The following is an 18298-nucleotide window of genomic DNA, read 5'->3' as shown; positions in this document are numbered from 1 at the left end:
GAACTCCCCTACGCTATCGCTGATCAGCGGCAAGCGCTATGTTTTTAACGCCAGCACCTTTCGCTGCATCCATCACCTTAACAACTGTGCCGTTATAAGCATGCTCATCCGCTTGAATAACAAGTGATGCTTCAGGTTGCTCAAGCAGCAAGTGTTCAAGGGTCGCTTGCACACGCTCAACATCAATCAGACGTTTATCAATGTAGATATCATTCGCTGATGTTATCGCAACAAAGATACCCGCATCTTTTTGGCTAACAACGTTGGATGCTTGAGGGCGATTAACTTCCACCCCAGACTCACGTACAAATGAGCTCGTCACGATAAAGAAGATAAGCATGATAAATACAATATCAAGCATCGAAGTCAGGTCGATTTGAGCCTCTTCGTTTTTGGAATGACGTCTTCCGAGTCTCATCGTTGACTCCTTAATGATTTTTCTAATTTTATTTCTAAGCGACTGCATACTTTCGCCAAACGAGCATGAACAAACATACCCGCTAAGGCCGCAACCATACCTGCCATTGTTGGCAGTGTAGCTAGAGAGATACCCGAAGCCATCAGCTTAGGATCGCTACTGCCTTGTGTCGCCATTACATCAAACACAGAGATCATGCCCGTTACTGTGCCAAGCAGACCTAGCATTGGACAGATTGCAACTAAGAGTTTGATGAAGTTTAAGTTCTGATTAAGTAATAGGCTTGCTTGACCCAGCCAACCTTCTCGAATCGCTTTCGCGTGCCAAGACGATTGGTCATGTCGTTCATTCCATTGTTCAATCCAGGCTTTACGCTGTTTTGGGAAATAAAACGCCAAGTAAAGAACGCGTTCAACCACCAATACCCAATATACGAGTACAACAGCAGCCAACCACCACAGGACGAAACCGCCCTGCTCCATGAAATCAGACAAGGATAGCAGCCAGTCACTGGAAAATAGTGGACTAGACAACAAGATATCCATTACGCTGCTGTCCCTATTGGCTCAACATCCGACTTTGGTTGAGTCGCTTTTTCAGCTTGCTCAGCAACTAAACCAATACCCTGTTTCTCAAGGATGTTACGAATATTCTCTGATTGAGTGCTCAATAAGTTGTGAGCCAATAGCAGTGGCATTGCAGCAACAAGACCAAGAACTGTCGTAACCAGTGCCATAGAAATACCACCAGCCATGACTTTCGGATCGCCATTACCAAACTGAGTAATCACTTGGAAAGTTTCGATCATACCTGTCACAGTACCCAATAGACCAAGCATTGGAGCCAGTGCTGCAAGCAGCTTAAGCATCGACAAGCCTTTCTCTAAATGCGTTTGCTCATCTACTACCGCTTCAAGCAGACGCAGTTCTAACGCTTCTACAGTTTGCTTTTGCTCTTTATTGTATACCGATAAGATACGACCTAGAGGGTTGTTACCTGGTTGTTCTGGCTTCTTAAGCTGAGAGCGGATCTTTTGTCGAGCAACCGCCAGTGCGATGCCACGGAAAAGCGCAATAATAAGACCAATCGCAAGTAGACCAAGAATCACCTTACCAACAACACCACCTGCTTCTAGACGATCTTGAAGTGTTGGTGTTAGTGCAAGCTGCTCCAGCATGAAACCACGAGATGGATCGACAACGATGTTCGACGGAGTACCCGACGCCAGTGTGCTCAGTGACGCAAGCGTTGGGCCGTTATCCGGTTGCTTAAAGTAAGCAATAGCGTCGTTACGCTGTGTGTTCCAGTTAACGTAACCTTGGTCTGTCACTAGACCTAATGAACCAATACGATAAGCATCAACTTGACTCGTTGTACCTTCGCCGTCGATGAATGCGATCTTACTCTTCGTCAGTTCGCTACTCGCTTGAATCTGCTCAGACATGCTTAACCACAATGCGGTAAGTTGCGGCATAGAAGGAAGAGATTTCGCGTCGATGATTTCGTCAACGGTTGAAGTGTATTCTGCGCGGTCAACACTGTTTACCGTGTTGTGAAGCTCAACTTCAAGCTCTTTGGCATTTTGACGAACAACACCAAACAGTTCACCAAGGCTGCCTGTTTCTAGACGTAGCTTCTCTTCAAGGCGTGCTAACGTGTTCTCATTGTCACTAAACGTCTTAGTGAGAACATCTGTCTGCTCTTGGATTTGCTTACGCTTTGCTTCAAGTTGAGTGCGAAGCGCTTTCAGTTCTTTCTCTGTCTGTTTAAAGCCAGATTCACGAGCAACATTATGGGATGCTTGTGCTTTGTTTTCAGTCGCAGCTTTACCAACAAGTTCGCTAGTGTTTGCGTTAGCAAAGCCAGAAAGAGTCAGTGTAGAGATACAAAGTAAGGTTGCTAAAGGTTTCAGTTTCATTATTTAGCCTCCGCAACAGTCAGAGATACAGGAAGAGTGATCAGGCTTGGCGCCGCCTGCTGGCTTGCGATATCAAAAGCCTTGTCTAGCTCAGATTTCATCGAAGAATCTTGAGCTTGCCATTGATTTGCTACTTGATTCCAAGACCAGTACTGAGTGCCATTCAGGTTACGAGCAACGAGCGAAGCACGACCTAAATGAAGTACGTCTGCCTCAATCACTTTGTTGTCGCTAAGTTCGATACGACCTTGGTAAACACCTAGCTTGATGCCGTAATCCATTTCAATCTGGTACGCTTCAAGAATACGACGGTATTTTTCCGCGTCGCTTACATCTGCACGCGTCATCATCGCTTTAAGCTTTTCGACACGCTCTAGGCGCTGTTCTTTCTTAATTGGTACATCTTTCTCGACCAATACCTGCAGGCCATCAATCATCTGATACATCAGCGGCACAACACCCTGACGAGTGTATTTGATCTCGTCGATTTGAGCATTGATGCTGTCGGCTTCTTTGTTTTGGCTTTCAACTAAGGCAGCTAGGTGGTCGTGATAAATTTCTAAGTTTTTCACTTCTTCCTGTAAGCGCTCAATTTCCGCTTTGAGGGCTAAGCTCGTTTCAGAGCTTTTATCGATAACCTTTTGGCTTGCAGCCGAGGCGTTGTTGGTCTTGTTTTGGATAGCTTGCGCTTGATCTAAGCTGCTTGCTATTGAAGACGTTGCCATCATGCTAATCGCTAGGGCAAGACTGGTTTTTAGAAGATTCATAGTTGTCGTCAATTACTTTAGAAGAAGTTCAAATGAATTTTATTGATAAGCACTCTCATTATCATTAAAAGTCACTCACTTGGCTAGGGATATTTTTGTAAAAAAATAACGAACAAAGGGGAAAGCCAAAACTTCCCCCTATTCATTAACTTAACGTCTATTGTTTGCTAACAAATTAGTACTTAACTTGTAGCGTAGCCATGTAGTTACGGCCTTCGCCAACCACTACACCACTTGTGCTACCACCCTCTAGGTAGTCAGTATCAAATAGGTTTTCTACATTGAAACGAGCTACAAAGTCTAGGTTCTCGTCGTATTTAAACGTGTGTGCCACACCCATGTCTACGCGAGTATATGCATCTTTCTTGAACGTGTTTGCACTCTCAGCATAACGCTCGCCTACGTGGTAAATACCTAGGTTTACATCTGTACCGTTATTGAATGCATATGTAGACCAAATGCTAGCAGTGAACTCAGGCACGTCTGCTGGCGTTTTACCTTCTAGTGCAGGATCATTTTTGTATTCTGCATCTAGGAACATTGTTGAAGCGCTTAGAGAAAATGCTTCTGTTAAGTAACCCGTCGCAGCAAGCTCAGCACCAGTGTGAACCTGTTCACCCACTTGCGTTGTGATTTGGTCAGCACCATTTACTGGAGTTGCTAGGTCTTCTGTAACTTGCATGTTCGATTGCGTGATCTGGAATAGTGCACCAGAAACAAACAAACGCTCATCGAATAGCTCCCACTTAGTACCTACTTCGTAAAGTGTACCTTTCTTCGCATCTTGCTCTTTACCGAAGTTAACATCACTTGAATCAGAAATTTCACTTACTGGCTCAAAGCTCTCCGAGTAAACAGCATAGATAGAGCCATTTTCTGCTGGCGAGTAGATTAGACCCGCTTTAGGAAGAATGTTGTTGTAGCTTTCTTCTTTATCAGAGCTGCTGATTGTCTTATCGTAAGCGAAACGAACACCCGCAAGAACCTGCCACTGTTCATTTAGAGTTACTAAGTCTTGTACATATAGACCGTAGTGTTGGCTCTCAGAATGAGATACTGAGGTATCATTCTTATAGCTGATGTCCGATGGCATGTCGAAGCCGTTACCACACTCTTTGATCGCTTCCGCTTCTGTTGCATTTTTACATGCGTAGCCTGATGCGTACAGACGCTTGTAATCGTAATGAAGACCGTTAGCACCAACTAGTAGACGGTGGTTTACGCCAAATGCATCGAAGTCGCCAGTGAAATCAACGTAAGCTGTGTCAAATGTCCACTCGTCATGACGGTCCGAAACTTTGTAGCCATACTCGCTGCCAGTTTGATAGACAGTATTGTTAGACTCTGTACGTTGACGCTCGTAGAACTGACGTGAGATACCCGTCTTTACAGACCACGTTTCGTTGATGTTTGCCGCAATCGTTGCGCCGTAGTTTGCTACATCGTTGTCTGTCTGCGCAAAACGTTGGTCGTTAACGATATCTGGGTTGATCACTTTACCCGTAGTTGTATCGATCTTTGAACCATTGTCTAGATCACCTAGCTCTTGAGTACGGTCGTAGTGTAGAGAAAGCATCACATCTTCGTTAATGTCGTAATCAACGAATAAGCCACCAACAAAACGTTCTGTTTCTACATCAGTGCCATCAAAGCGAGTGCGGTATGAATCTTGATTTTCTTGAGAAACAATTACGCGAGCGCGAAGTGTTTGATCATCGTTAAGAGAACCGCTCACGTCAGCAACAGTGCGAGTGTAGTTATCAGAACCGATATCTTGGCTAACGTTCACTTGAGTCTCGTAAGTAGGCTTCTTAGCTACCATGTTTACAAGACCACCCGGTGCAGACTTACCATATAGTAGACCTGCAGGGCCTTTCAGTACTTCTACTCTTTCTAACAGTTCAACAGGTTGGCGGTAGTGTGACCAGTGTTGTACGCCATCACGCAGGTAACCTGAGCTACTTTCAAGAGAGAAACCACGAAGGCTAAAACGTTCACGGTTCGTCGATTTCGAACCTGCAGAAATAGAAGCATCATTCTTTAGTACTTCACCTAGCGTGCTAGCACGTTGCTCATCGATAATTTGCTCATCAATGATTGAAACTTGTCCGGGAGTCTCTAGCTGAGTTGTCTCCATGCGCATTGCTGTTGTGTTAGTGTCTGCCTTGTAACCGTAGTCACGGCCTTCAACAACCATATGCTCATCTGTTTTTGCTGTTTCTGCTAATACAGCTGGTGACGCCAATACTGCGCCAATCACCAAAGCCAATGGGCTTTTTGAAAACATGTCCTTTTCTCCGACTCTTTTTTATTATTCAAACAACTGTCCTCTCGGTACGTTGCTTGATCTACCGTTTCCGGTACTACTGAATATTTCGGAGGGGAATATAAGTGATAACCATTACTATTTGCATTAAATTTACAATCTTTGCATTTGTAAAGTTATGTAAAGGCGTTGCGGTAACTGCCCGTTTTATTAGGTTATTTACTCAGTTACCGATATTGGATTCACGCATTATTCACTTAAATGTCGAATCAGTGCGATTTTAGCCGCAATCATGCGTTAAAAGCCGTTAAGTCGATACGAAATCATCCTTTCATATGTAACTCGATCCACTTCACTGATTATTGAGAAAGCCATTAAAAATCAGTAACAAATGTTAAATATAATGATCTAACTTTGTGTTTATTTTGTTTTTACCGATAAAAATCAGGTGACTTTGATCACATCTATAATTCTGTCCAACAATTTTGTTTTTTTATTTAATCTTGCGACTGCTAATCTGCCGCTCACTTTGAAAGGTCTCAAAGTTATAATTAAAAGGAGTGTTCTAAATGAATACCAAGAAACCTATGTCTCTGACCGGCCGCGTTATTCTCGGTATGGTCGCAGGTATCTTAGTGGGATTCGCCATTCAATCCCTATTTGCAGAAAGTGGCTTTGTTAATACATACATTGTTAACGGACTATTCGAAGTCGGCGGCAAAATCTTTGTTGCCAGCTTAAAAATGCTTGTTGTTCCTTTGGTCTTTGTATCACTAGTATGCGGTACTAGTTCTTTGAAAGACCTATCTACGTTGGGTCGTATGGGCGGTAAAACACTGGCTCTTTACATTGGTACTACAGCGGTTGCAATTACCCTTGCTCTAACAATCGGTAATTTCTTCCAGCCTGGTGCTGGTGCTGATCTAACCGCAGCTAGCTCGTTCAAATCAGCTGATGCGCCTTCTCTAGGCCAAGTCATCATCGACATGTTCCCAACCAACCCTATCCAAGCGATGGCAGAAGGTAAAACACTTCAAGTAATCGTATTCGCGGTATTGTTTGGTATTGCAATTAGTGCAGCGGGCAAGCCGGGTGAACGTATTGCAGCTGTATTCCAAGATCTTAACGAAGTAATCATGAAGCTTGTTGCGCTACTGATGAACCTAGCGCCTTACGGTGTGTTCTTCTTGATGGCGAAACTGTTCTCTGGTCTTGGCTTGGGTGCGATCTGGAACCTTGCTGAATACTTCCTAGTTCTTGCGGGTACTCTTGTACTTCACGGTCTAGTGACTTACAGCTTAATGCTAAAAGGCTTTACTGGCCTAAATCCAATTACGTTCCTACGTAAAATGGAAGACGCTATCATGTTCGCATTCTCTACGGCTTCTTCAAACGCGACAATTCCTGTAACAATGGAAACAGCGAAGAACCGTATGGGTGTTGATAACAAAGTGGCTTCGTTTACTGTTCCTCTAGGCGCGACAGTAAACATGGACGGCACAGCTATCATGCAGGGTGTTGCAACAGCGTTCATCGCACAAGCGTACAACATCGACCTATCTATGACTGATTACCTAATGGTTATCATGACAGCTACCCTAGCCTCTGTAGGTACAGCAGGTGTTCCTGGTGTTGGTCTGGTTATGCTAGCAATGGTTCTTAACCAAGTTGGTCTACCGTTAGAAGGTATTGCTCTTATCATGGGTGTTGACCGTCTACTGGATATGATCCGTACAGCAGTAAACATTACAGGTGATAGCGCAGTCTCTATTATTGTTGCTAAGTCAGAAGGTGCATTCGACGAAGCACGCTTCAACGACCCTGCAGCAGGTGAAAAAGAAGAGCAAGTGAATCTAGCTCGCCAAGCATAATCTCTTTTCACAAAATAACGCAACGCCGCTTCTCATGGAGCGGCGTTTTTGTTTTACTTTCGCCATCCATAACCAACCACTCTCAATTAGCTGTAAACATATGTCTCATATATGAAAATCATTACTTCATATTTACATAAAATCATAGATAGCTCTCGAGTAATTGGTACAATAACCGTTAAATCATCTCGGTATAAGTGCTCATATGGATCAAGAGCTTACAAACAACAGAAAACGATTCTTACCAACAGCAAGATTGGTATTAGCGAATCAGATGCTTGCGATACGTGAAGGGCTTCTTTGGATCCTTCCTTGCCTGATGATCTCTTCTCTCATTTTATTCTGTGCCTCTATCGGTGAGTTTACCGTTGGCAAAAATAGATATTGGGTTCAAACGCTCTATAACGCTTCTCATCAGTTAAATACAATATTCCCTATCCTTTTGACTGCTGCGCTCTCTTACATCTTAGCGATGCAATGGCGTCTACCTCGCCCACCTATCGCACTTATTTCTATTGTCTATCTGGCGCTCTTCCATCAGACATTCTCTGACGTAAAAGTTACGTTTGAACTCATCATTTCGGTAGTAACTCCACTCTATAGCATTCCGCTGATTGCTTTCTTCTATCGAAAGAAATGGCTAAAAATTGTAAGAAGTGAACAAGTAGGAAAAACGGTAAAAGATTCACTAAACCTTATTGTGCCTTCAATCATTGCTGCAGTTTTAATGTTAAACGTCAGCTGGTTGCTTGTATCACTCTTCAGTTATTTCCTCGATTTTGGTGGCCTTGACCAGCTATTCGAGTACTCCTCGCTAGCATTCGGCGTTTTGTACTCACTATTTAACTCCTTCTTGTGGTTTATCGGCATCCATGGTTACTACGCACTGTTACCTTGGATCGATGTTTTGATTGCAGCGGTGCCTGAGCAAGCATCACTGACTCAAAACACCCCGGCAGTGAATCACTCTATGATGGCTATCTTTGTTTTTATTGGCGGTTGTGGTGGCACATTGGGCTTAGTGATCTCACTGCTGTTCTTTGCCAAAGACAGAGCCTCCAAACTGATCGCGATAGCCGCCTTACCGTTGGTACTTTTAAACATCAATGAGATCCTATTGTTCGGGCTTCCAATCATCTTTAATCCGCGACTGTTTTGGCCCTTCCTTATTGTTCCTGTCGTTAACTTAGTTATATCTCATACGGTACTCACTGCGGGTCTTGTGACGATACCATCGGTTGTTGTCCCATTCAGTAGCCCGGTACTCTTTAACGGCTGGTTGGCGACTCAGGGGGATTTCAATGCGGTGTTACTGCAATGCTTACTGATCTTGGTTGACCTTGCTATTTACACGCCATTTGTAATGCGAATGAATAAACTCAATCTAGCCGACCGCATCGCATTTCCATTTTTTGACTCTAGTTACTCTAGACGTCGTGAAGAAGCCGACGTTTTGAGCGCAGATAGAGTCTCCGAAAAAGTAAGCAAGCAAAAAGCGACGCTGGAATTAGAACAAGGTTTACGCCGCTACGCTCAAATCGATTTCTGTATGGAGTATCAGCCTCAAGTTCAAACCGCATCAGGCAAAGTGATTTCGTGCGAAGCGTTAATTCGAGCTAAAGACCCAATGTCCGGTGAGATACTCTACCCTGGTGCATTCCTTCCTTATTTCGAGCAAGCGAACATGATGCCAGATATCGATTTATGGACGGTCAAAAAAGTGGTGTCCGACCTCAAGGTCTCTCAAGTAAATCAGTGCGTGCTACCGACCAGCATCAACATCACACCTGAGACTCTATTAGATAAAGAGGTAATGAACCGTATTTGTCGAACCATTGAGCCCGTCTCCGAATGGGTCAGTATTGAGATCACTGAAGAAAGCTTAGTTACAGACACAACTAAAGTGTTGGAATCACTACAACGCCTCAAGAAGCTCGGGTGTAAGATCTTCCTAGATGACTTTGGCGTTGGTTTTTCATCTTTGAGCTATCTGAATCAGTTTGATGTGGACTGCATTAAAATTGACCGTAGCTTTGTGTTAGCGCTAGACAACGAAAAAGGCAAACGGGTCTTCTACGCAATGTTAAGAGTCGCTCAAGAGCTAGATTTAAGCTGTGTGGTGGAAGGTGTTGAAACTCAACAGCAACTCGATTTAATTCCTCAGGACGACTCTATTTCGATACAAGGTTGGTATTATTCGAAGTCGCTGTCTCTCACAGCGCTGCAGCATTATGTCAAACAAGCCAACGCGACAGCGGCGTAGAGTAGAAACCAAAGCGGCCCCTTAATACAGGAGCCGCTTTCATGTCATCTATCGCGTTTTCTTTTTAATTCATGGCTGTACTGGGAACATAAGATTGATCCTCAATCCTCCTTCCGATTTGTTCTCCGCCTTTACATGACCATTCATCACTGCCATCGATTCTTTAACGATAGCTAAGCCTAAACCATAACCGCCTGACTTTTTATCACGCGCTGATTCTAGGCGAGTGAATGGGCTAAACACACTCGAAAGTTGCTCATCTGGAATACCTGGACCATTGTCTTCTATTGAAATGACAGTGTAACGCTTGGTCGAACTTTCTTCGTAGTAATACGTGGTCAATGCAATACGCGCTTCTGGTCCTGCATATTTAATGGCATTACCAACAATATTTCTCACTACACGAAGGACAAGCCTTTCATCAAGGTCAACACTTGGTGTCTGATTCGACAAATGAGCCACCAGCGTTTGCTCACCTTTAATGTCGTGTTGCATTTCAGAAACCAGCAGAGAACAGTAATGTTCAACGTTCATAGAAGTCACATCAGCGTCATAGCGTGCATTCTCTAAACGGCTATATTCGAGAATTTCGCCAACGAGGTCATTCATCTCCTTGGTTTCATTCTCAAGTCTATCAATCAGGCGCACCGATTTATCTTCAACACTGTTACGTAGCAGGTGCAACACTAAGTTTTGTCTTGCCAGTGGGGTTCTTAGCTCATGAGAAACATCACGAATTAGACGCCGTTGCTTCTCACCCAGCGACTTGATCTCTTGTGTCATATGGTCAAAGTCGCTTGCTAGTTCGTTAAATTCACGAGTGTTCGATTTCAACTCAGACACAACCTCGACAGAGAAATCACCTTGCGCTAATCGACGACTTGCTTCGCGCAATCGATCTAAAGGCTGTTGGAGACGCCTTGAGAGGATCTGAGAGAACAAAATCAAAATGACAAAAGCAATAAACACCTTCATCAATGAAGAGTAAGTCGAAAAGGTATGAGCAGGGTGAAAGTACCTAGGAAACTGAACCACTAACAGATTGTCATGTTTCAAAGGAATACCAAGAATAGGTTGATTTACTTGCGCATCAAGCTGGTGATCCAGATCCCTTAAGAACCTCAATTTGAACTCAAAGTGTGGGTGCATGTGGCGATGGGTGATTGGATGTTTATCTTTATCGAGCACGAATAGATAGTACTCTTGTGCGTTGGCCCAATCCGCCAATTCATCCATATCCCCTTCTTCAATCAAGATATCGGCTTGGTAAGCCAGATCTAACATATCTGACTTGACTGACTCCGGAACTTTTAGCAAGGCTCTCATTAACGCCTTTTCCGCAATACCCTGAAAGATAAAAATGCTGACAATAATAATCGTTAGGTAGGCAAACAGCTGAAACGTCAAACCGTCCTTACGTTTTTCAATAGAAGAAGGACAACGAAAATAACGTGAACTCATGCACTTACAGACTCTAAGTAACTGTAGCCTTTGCCGCGCACAGTTTTAATGTGTTGCTTTGAAATACCTGCCTGTACTAACTTACGACGAATGTTGCTGATATGCATATCAAGGTTGCGATCGAATGGGCACAACTCTCTCTTAAGCACGTGAACTTGAAGATCAGACTTAGAAACAACAATGCCGTTATGCTTAATCAGATAATCAAGCAGGTCTTTTTCTGTTCCAGTCAAAGGGATACGAGCCAATTGCTCACACAAGCCTTCGTTCGAGCTCGCAACAGACTGACGCTGACGTTCGAATCCAACGCGACGAAGAATCACTTTAATACGAGTCAGAAGCTCAGGCACATTGAATGGCTTAGCTATATACTGGTCGGCACCCGCTTGATAACCATCTAGCATGGAGGCGTCATCATTAAGCGCTGTTAACATAAGAATTGGAGTCGCAAAACGCTGACAAATGCGTCTTGCCACCTGTAACCCGTTAAGGTTCGGCAGCATCACATCTAGTAGAACCAGATCTACCGGATTCTGCTGAATAAACTCCAATGCACTCTCGCCACAATGGACCTTATCAACATGATAACCCTCTGCTTCTAACACTTCAGAGAGCAATTCACATAACTGAATATCATCGTCAACAACTAAAATGCGAGACATCACCACCACCTATTAAATAATAATGGTTTGCATTTTAATTATCATAAAATTGATTTCAATTATAAAATTGCACTATTTGGCTACATTAGGAGATCTTTCTCGATTGGAACAAATTTTGTTGCAGAATCGATGAGATTTTGAGCTGTTAACCCCGGTACACCATAGACTTCCACCTTTGTATTGAAGCGTGATTTCATACGTTCAACTAAGATCTCGAAGTCCCCATCACCAGAAACCAGAATGATCGTATCGACAGACTCCGCCAACTCGATTGCATCTAACGCAATACCGACATCCCAATCGCCCTTAGCACTGCCATCACGTCGTTGAATGAAAGGTTTTAGTTTTACACCGAAACCCACCCCTCGGAGGATATGATGGAACTGACGCTGTTTTGGATCTTGGCTAGAAATTGCGTAAGCATTAGCTGATACGACGTTTCGCCCCGTGGTTGCCACATACCAAAATTGGTTGTAATCGAAATTGCTTCGATACTTATCTCTTGTTGTGTAATACACGTTTTGAACATCAACCAGAATCGCAATATTTTCCATGTATGGTGCCTGTGGCGCTATGCCTTTATTTGGTTCTTAAAAATAAGCCTTTACCCTATTCGATCTGCTTAATAAATGCGAGTCGCTTATCGTTGATTTTGAACCTATCAACTATGCTTTACGTATCGGCATTTAATCATTGCTTGATTATTGTGCAGAGTTTGTTGTTCTCGCTTTCAAAAATAGTTTTTTAAAGCGTTTTTCCATAGCAACAACACGCGTTGTTTGAAAGGAGTCATAGGATGTTAGGAAGATTACTCGCTATTGCAAGCATCGTTGCTTGTTCTCACACTGCCCTCGCCTACCCGGCCTATGAACACTCACACAGTTTGCCACATCGCAGCGTTATCTTATTCGCTCCAGACCAAGACACTAAGGTCAAAGAGTTTATGAACAGTGTTTTGATCAACAACTGCCAAATCGATGAACGCGACATTGTAGTTATGGTTATTGCCGAAAACGGTTACACCATGCCGAGTTGGCTAAAAGAAGAGTTCAACTTAGAAGCGGTTAAGAAAATCTATGAGATCCCCAAGGGTAAGCACACTGGGATTCTGATTGGCAAGGATGGTAAAGAGAAACACCGATGGAGTGGCACGACCGATTGGGCGTTCTTAGCTAACTTCATCGACCAAATGCCGATGCGCCAGCAAGAGATGCAGCGACAATCCAGCCGCTGCAGCATTTAGGCAAGCAAATAGAAGTTGTTATTGTTGGTTGAACCAAGCCAGCTTCTCGTGCAGTTGAGCAACACTACCAACGACAATCAATGCTGGGCTCTTAGCTTGTGAAGCGAGCTCAGCCAAATCGCTCAAGCCACCTCTAAACACCCTCTGTTCCTGACGAGTACCATTCTCGATAATTGCTACAGGCATATCTTGACGCATGCCGTTGTCAGTCAGGTTTTTCTGAATATTTGGACTCTCTTTCAGTCCCATGTAGAAAACGATGGTGTGGTTGTGTTGAGCCAGTGATTTCCAGTCAATATCTTCACCGTCTTTCTTAAGGTGGCCCGTAATGAACTGTACGCTTTGTGCGTGATCGCGATGCGTTAGAGGGATACCTGCATAAGCAGTCGCTCCAGCAGCAGCCGTAATCCCAGGTACAACCTCAAAAGCAACATCATTCTCAGCAAGGGTTTCACACTCTTCACCACCACGGCCAAAAATAAATGAGTCACCACCTTTCAAACGTACAACGCGTTTGTTTTCTTGAGCTTTAGTCACAAGTAGTTGATTGATTTGATCTTGTGGTACGCAATGATGATCTAATTTTTTACCAACATAAAGCATCTCTGCATCTGGGTTAGCCATTGCTAGGATTGCCTTAGATACGAGGCGGTCATATACCACAACGTCAGCTTGTTCAATCACTCGTGCGGCTTTAACGGTTAATAAATCAGGGTCACCCGGACCGGCACCCACCAAAGAAACGAAACCTTTTTCTACTGCTTGCTCACTCATTGCTTACGCCTATTTTAATTATTTTGCTGTAATTCACTGTATCAACAAGAAAACATCTCGTCGATCACAGTTTTTGCATATTTCATAACTAATTGAATTAACGTTTTTGGTTATTCTCGTTGCAATTTTTTATCACTGGCTGTCGTACTCTTTAAAGCATAGTGAATATTGATGTTCACAACCAAAGAAGGTAACGATGCTAGAGAAGGCAAACGAGATTAAGAAGATAAACGAGGTAAAGAAGCTAAAAAGGCCCCACAGTATACTGTAGGGCCTTTCCGTTAATTCATTCGCTTAATCACTCAGGTCAGGATTATTTAATCGCTGGCGCTGTTTTAGCGTGAGTTAGGTAAAGTGGGATACAAGTCATCACTAGACCACCAACGATGTTACCTAGGATTGTTGGGATAAGGTTGAAGTTCAACCAAGTCGCAATACCGAAGTCAGCACCTAGAATCATACCTAGTGGGAATAGGAACATGTTTACCACTGTGTGCTCAAACACTAGTGCGAAGAAGATGAAGATTGGGAACCACATCATCGCAACTTTGCCAGGCATAGAACGCGCAGTCATGTTACCAATTACACCTAGACAAACCATTAGGTTACAGAAGATACCGCGTACGAAACACGTAATCCATCCGTCCATACCCATGTTTTCAAAACCTAGGCTACGTGCAGTTGAAACCGCAATGAACTTTTGAGCTACTGCGTTTGGATCTAGAGAGAAGTTACCTGTTAGAGAAACGCCAACCAAGAATGCTACAAGTAGAGAACCAAGCAGGTTACCTAGACCAACAAGACCCCAACAACGGAAGATTTTACCCCAAGTGATACCTGGACGATTATCGAACTTAGCCAGTGGCGCTAGACCGAATACACCCGTTACCAAGTCGTAGCCCATGATACTTAGAATCACAAAGCCCACTGGGAACACTAGGGCACCTACGATACCGATACCTGTTTGTACGATAGTCGTAATCGCGACTACAACAGCAAGTGAAAGGATCACACCAGCCATCGTGCCTCGTAGAATAAGATCACGAGTACTTGTTTTTGTTTTCGCTTCACCAACATCGATCATGGTTTGTACGAATTCTACAGGTTTTAAAGCAGACATAAATTGCCCTTACTAAAAGTTAAAAATAAAAGTTAAAATTGGATAGGAAAAGGCTCTAGTTGTCGTCATGACAATCATTACTCGCTAGAGCCCTTGAACTATCAAATCTTAGCGATTACGCCGCGACTTCTACTGCACCTTTAACAACACGTGCTTTGTAAGATTTCACGCTCATACGCTCATCTTCCATGCATAGGCCAGTCGCTAGATTGAAGCGCTGCTTCTTCAGCGGACTTGCAACCCATAGCTCGTCTTTGTGCTCTACGATAAGGCCGCGAGAAAGCACGTTTGACTGGAAGAATGGGTCCATGTTGTTGATTGCGAACACTTCTTCTGTTGCACGTGGGCGGAAGATTGCTACTTGCTCGCCGTTTAGCAGTGCCACAACACCAGTACCTGGGATGATGTCTTCGATTTTACAAACTTTTGTAAATGCCATGATGTCGTTCCCCTATTACTCTGCCGCTACGTGAAGGATGTCGCCCTTCGCTTCTGGGTGTTTTTCAGTAAATGTCGCTGGACGGTGTTGCTCACGACCATCAGTTACGAACATTACGTTGTCATCACGCTCATCAGAGTTGATGAAGTGAGAGAAACGCTTCAATTGTGTTTCGTCGTTGATAGTGTCAGTCCATTCACAGCTGAAGTTTTCAATTAGGCCAGCAATATCAGCTTCTAGTTGATCATTGATGCCTAGTTTGTCTTCCATGATGACTTCACGTAGGTAGTCGATGCCACCTTCTAGGTTCTCAAACCATACTGAAGTACGTTGTAGTGGTGCAGCAGTACGAATGTAGAACATCATGAAACGGTCGATGTACTTGATTAGTGTCTCTTGGTCTAGGTCGCCTGCTAGTAGTGTTGCGTGACGAGGTTTCATACCACCGTTACCACATACGTACATGTTCCAACCAGCATCTGTCGCGATAATACCAAGGTCTTTACCTTGCGCTTCTGCACACTCACGAGTACAGCCAGATACACCGAACTTCATCTTATGAGGAGTACGGATGCCTTTGTAACGGTTCTCAATCATTACACCAAGACCAACAGAATCTTGAACACCGTAACGACACCAAGTAGAGCCGACACATGTCTTAGCCATACGCAGTGACTTACCGTAAGCTTGACCAGTCTCGTAACCCGCTTCGATTAGTTTCTTCCAGATTGTTGGAAGATCATCTTTCTGAGCGCCGAATAGACCAATACGTTGAGCACCTGTCACTTTCGTGTATAGGTTGTATTCTGCTGCAACGTTAGCCAATGCTGCTAGAGCTGCTGGCGTCACCTCACCACCTGCCATACGTGGGATAACAGAATAAGTACCATCTTTTTGGATGTTACCTAGGAAGTTATCGTTGGTATCGTGCAGCTTAACTAGAGACGGCTTAAGGATGTGGTCACCCCAGTTTGAGGCAAGGATAGAACCAGCAAGTGGCTTACATACTTCACAACCGTAACCCGTACCGTGCTTCTCAAGTAGCTCTTCAAACGACTTGATTTCACCGATGCGTACTAGGTGGAATAGCTCCTGACGAGAGTAAGCAAAGTGCTCACATACGTCGTCTTTCACTTCAACACCTGCTTTTTCAAGCTCAGCATTTAGAACTGAAGTCACTAGAGGGATACAACCACCACAACCAGTACCAGCACCCGTTACTGCTTTGATGTCACCGATAGTATGGTGACCTTGAGCAACCGCTTCTGCAATCTTGCCTTTTGTAACATCAAAACAAGAACAGATAACTGCAGATTCAGGTAGTGCGTCAGCGCCTAGTGTTGGCTTCTCTGCACCAGCGTGAGCAGGTAGGATTAGTGCATCTGGGTGCTCTGGTAGGTCGATTTCGTTCAGCATAAGCTGTAGAAGATCGCCGTAATCAGACGTATCACCAACCATTACTGCACCAAGCAGTTTCTTGTTGTCTTCAGAAACGATTAGACGTTTGTAAACTTCTTGCTCTTCGTTTTGGTAAACGTAGCTCTTACAACCAGGAGTACGGCCGTTAGCATCACCAATTGAACCTACTTTCACGCCCAGAAGCTTAAGCTTCGCAGACATGTCAGCACCTTCAAACTTGCTATCGTTACCAACGATATGGTCAACCGCTACCGTCGCCATCTTGTAACCTGGCGCAACTAGACCGTAGAAAGTTTCGTTCCAAGACGCACATTCACCGATAGCGTAGATGCTGTCATCAGAAGTCTGACAGAAATCGTTGATAGCGATACCGCCGCGTGGAGCAACGTCTAGCTTCATGTCGCGAGCAAGTTTATCTTGAGGGCGAATACCCGCAGAGAATACGATAAAGTCAGTTTCTAGCTCTGTACCGTCTGCAAAACGCATAACGTTACGTGCTTCTTTACCTTCAGGAGCAATTTCAAGCGTGTTTTTGCTAGTGTGGACTTTCACACCCATGCTTTCGATTTTTTGACGAAGTTGGTTACCACCCGCTTGGTCCAGTTGCTCAGCCATTAGCTTAGGAGCAAACTCAACCACATGAGTCTCTACACCCAGTGCTTTTAGAGCACCAGCTGCTTCAAGGCCTAGAAGACCACCACCGATTACAACACCGACTTTGCTCTTCTTCGCACACGCTTCGATCGCTTTAAGATCTTCGATAGTACGGTACACAAAGCAGTCTTTGCTCTCGCGGCCTTTAATAGGTGGAACGAATGGGAAAGAACCCGTCGCCATGATTAGCTTGTCGTATTGAATTTCACGACCAGAGCTCGAGTAAACAATCTTCTTTTCACGGTTTACTGTGATAGCGCGTTCGCCGATCAACATGTTGATACCATGTTTCTCGTAGAAGCCCTCTTTAACTAAAGAAAGTTCGTCTGCTGTGTGGTGTGAAAAGTAAGAAGAAAGGTGTACGCGGTCATACGCAACACGTGGCTCTTCACAGAACACCGTAATGTCCATGTTGGCTACGTCTGTCTTCTCGACTAAATCTTCGATATAGCGATGGCCTACCATCCCGTTACCGATTACGACTAGCTTCATCTTGCTCATAAGAATTCCTGAAAGGTTATAATTTTCTTAACTGAGCGAATAATGAATTATGAAAGAAAATGAAAATATGATGTAAATCAATTACGAAAATGAACTACCCGAAAGGGGTAGAACAAAAGAGGTATAACCGATTAAAAATAGACCAGAGCAAACGTATAACCTGACTTTATCTATGGTTAAATGCCATTTCAATGCTCAACTTAAAGCATATTACTCTGTAGTAAAATTTCACATAGAGTAACTCAAAAAGAAATTAAATGACAATCATTTTCATTTAGGTGCTAAATGATGACATATTGTTTTAAAATTTATCGAGTTACGTGACAAAGTGTTTGCCAATATGAAAGGTTCTTCAGCAGAGCTTACTGCGGGTGGTTAGTTAAAAGAGTTTTCTATGTAATGGCGTAAAGTTGAGGTTGATTTAAACATTGGACTAACGGGTAGTTCAAGATTCAACCTTTCTATCTCAACAGCAGAAGAACCAAACCTAGATTCAAATTCCATCCAATCCATACTGCTGAT

General features: G+C 43.7%; 15 protein-coding genes. 3 read left to right on the top strand and 12 right to left on the bottom strand.

What is annotated here, in order from left to right:
• Positions 1 to 13: 13 nt before the first annotated feature.
• From FIV04_RS22005 to FIV04_RS21985, 5 genes are all read right to left on the bottom strand, one after another.
• Positions 14 to 418 carry a biopolymer transporter ExbD gene (locus FIV04_RS22005; RefSeq protein WP_152470551.1) on the bottom strand — a complete coding sequence of 135 codons (405 nt, stop codon included), beginning with the start codon at positions 416 to 418 and terminating at the stop codon, positions 14 to 16.
• Positions 415 to 963, bottom strand: coding sequence for a MotA/TolQ/ExbB proton channel family protein (locus FIV04_RS22000; protein ID WP_150896366.1), 549 nt, complete (start codon positions 961 to 963; stop codon positions 415 to 417). The genes FIV04_RS22005 and FIV04_RS22000 overlap by 4 nt, the downstream gene beginning before the upstream one ends.
• Positions 963 to 2336, bottom strand: a complete 1374-nt coding sequence (locus FIV04_RS21995) for a MotA/TolQ/ExbB proton channel family protein (RefSeq protein ID WP_152470550.1) — start codon at positions 2334 to 2336, stop codon at positions 963 to 965. The genes FIV04_RS22000 and FIV04_RS21995 overlap by 1 nt, the downstream gene beginning before the upstream one ends.
• Entirely contained in the window at positions 2336 to 3103 is a 768-nt protein-coding gene (locus tag FIV04_RS21990) for a DUF3450 domain-containing protein (protein WP_152470549.1), read from the bottom strand. The genes FIV04_RS21995 and FIV04_RS21990 overlap by 1 nt, the downstream gene beginning before the upstream one ends.
• 175 nt (positions 3104 to 3278) lie before the next feature.
• Positions 3279 to 5390: a TonB-dependent siderophore receptor gene (locus FIV04_RS21985; protein WP_152470548.1), complete on the bottom strand. Its 2112-nt coding sequence runs from the start codon at positions 5388 to 5390 to the stop codon at positions 3279 to 3281.
• A 548-nt stretch (positions 5391 to 5938) separates the two neighbouring features.
• Here FIV04_RS21985 and FIV04_RS21980 point away from each other — a divergent pair.
• Positions 5939 to 7240 carry a dicarboxylate/amino acid:cation symporter gene (locus FIV04_RS21980; RefSeq protein ID WP_032552479.1) on the top strand — a complete coding sequence of 434 codons (1302 nt, stop codon included), beginning with the start codon at positions 5939 to 5941 and terminating at the stop codon, positions 7238 to 7240.
• Between the two features lie 205 nt (positions 7241 to 7445).
• Positions 7446 to 9503: an EAL domain-containing protein gene (locus FIV04_RS21975; protein WP_253895473.1), complete on the top strand. Its 2058-nt coding sequence runs from the start codon at positions 7446 to 7448 to the stop codon at positions 9501 to 9503.
• Positions 9504 to 9572: 69 nt separating this feature from the next.
• Here FIV04_RS21975 and FIV04_RS21970 read toward each other — a convergent pair whose 3' ends face one another.
• The 3 genes from FIV04_RS21970 to FIV04_RS21960 form a co-directional block, all read right to left on the bottom strand.
• Positions 9573 to 10964, bottom strand: coding sequence for a sensor histidine kinase (locus FIV04_RS21970; RefSeq protein WP_152470547.1), 1392 nt, complete (start codon positions 10962 to 10964; stop codon positions 9573 to 9575).
• Entirely contained in the window at positions 10961 to 11626 is a 666-nt protein-coding gene (locus FIV04_RS21965) for a response regulator transcription factor (RefSeq protein WP_032552477.1), read from the bottom strand. The genes FIV04_RS21970 and FIV04_RS21965 overlap by 4 nt, the downstream gene beginning before the upstream one ends.
• An 80-nt stretch (positions 11627 to 11706) precedes the next feature.
• On the bottom strand, positions 11707 to 12180 hold the full coding sequence (locus tag FIV04_RS21960; RefSeq protein ID WP_152470546.1) for an NYN domain-containing protein: 474 nt from the start codon (positions 12178 to 12180) through the stop codon (positions 11707 to 11709).
• 242 nt (positions 12181 to 12422) lie between these two features.
• On the opposite strand from FIV04_RS21960, the gene FIV04_RS21955 reads away from it, so the two are divergent.
• On the top strand, positions 12423 to 12869 hold the full coding sequence (locus FIV04_RS21955; RefSeq protein ID WP_152470545.1) for a DUF4174 domain-containing protein: 447 nt from the start codon (positions 12423 to 12425) through the stop codon (positions 12867 to 12869).
• 18 nt (positions 12870 to 12887) lie between these two features.
• Here the strand turns inward: FIV04_RS21955 and cobA are convergent, their stop codons facing one another.
• The 4 genes from cobA to nirB form a co-directional block, all read right to left on the bottom strand.
• Positions 12888 to 13643 (bottom strand): uroporphyrinogen-III C-methyltransferase, encoded by a 756-nt coding sequence (cobA, locus tag FIV04_RS21950; RefSeq protein ID WP_152470544.1) that lies wholly within the window; start codon positions 13641 to 13643, stop codon positions 12888 to 12890.
• 313 nt (positions 13644 to 13956) lie between these two features.
• Positions 13957 to 14763: a formate/nitrite transporter family protein gene (locus FIV04_RS21945; protein WP_152470543.1), complete on the bottom strand. Its 807-nt coding sequence runs from the start codon at positions 14761 to 14763 to the stop codon at positions 13957 to 13959.
• A 115-nt stretch (positions 14764 to 14878) separates the two neighbouring features.
• On the bottom strand, positions 14879 to 15202 hold the full coding sequence (gene nirD / locus FIV04_RS21940) for a nitrite reductase small subunit NirD (protein WP_032552473.1): 324 nt from the start codon (positions 15200 to 15202) through the stop codon (positions 14879 to 14881).
• A 15-nt stretch (positions 15203 to 15217) separates the two neighbouring features.
• Positions 15218 to 17776, bottom strand: coding sequence for a nitrite reductase large subunit NirB (nirB, locus tag FIV04_RS21935; RefSeq protein WP_032552472.1), 2559 nt, complete (start codon positions 17774 to 17776; stop codon positions 15218 to 15220).
• Between the last annotated feature and the right edge of the window lie 522 nt (positions 17777 to 18298).

It is taken from the genome of Vibrio sp. THAF190c, assembly GCF_009363355.1.
GTDB classification, from domain to species: Bacteria; Pseudomonadota; Gammaproteobacteria; order Enterobacterales; family Vibrionaceae; genus Vibrio; species Vibrio fortis_A.
The sequence above is the reverse complement of the archived record's forward strand: the minus strand, read 5'-3'. Positions and strand labels throughout refer to the sequence as shown.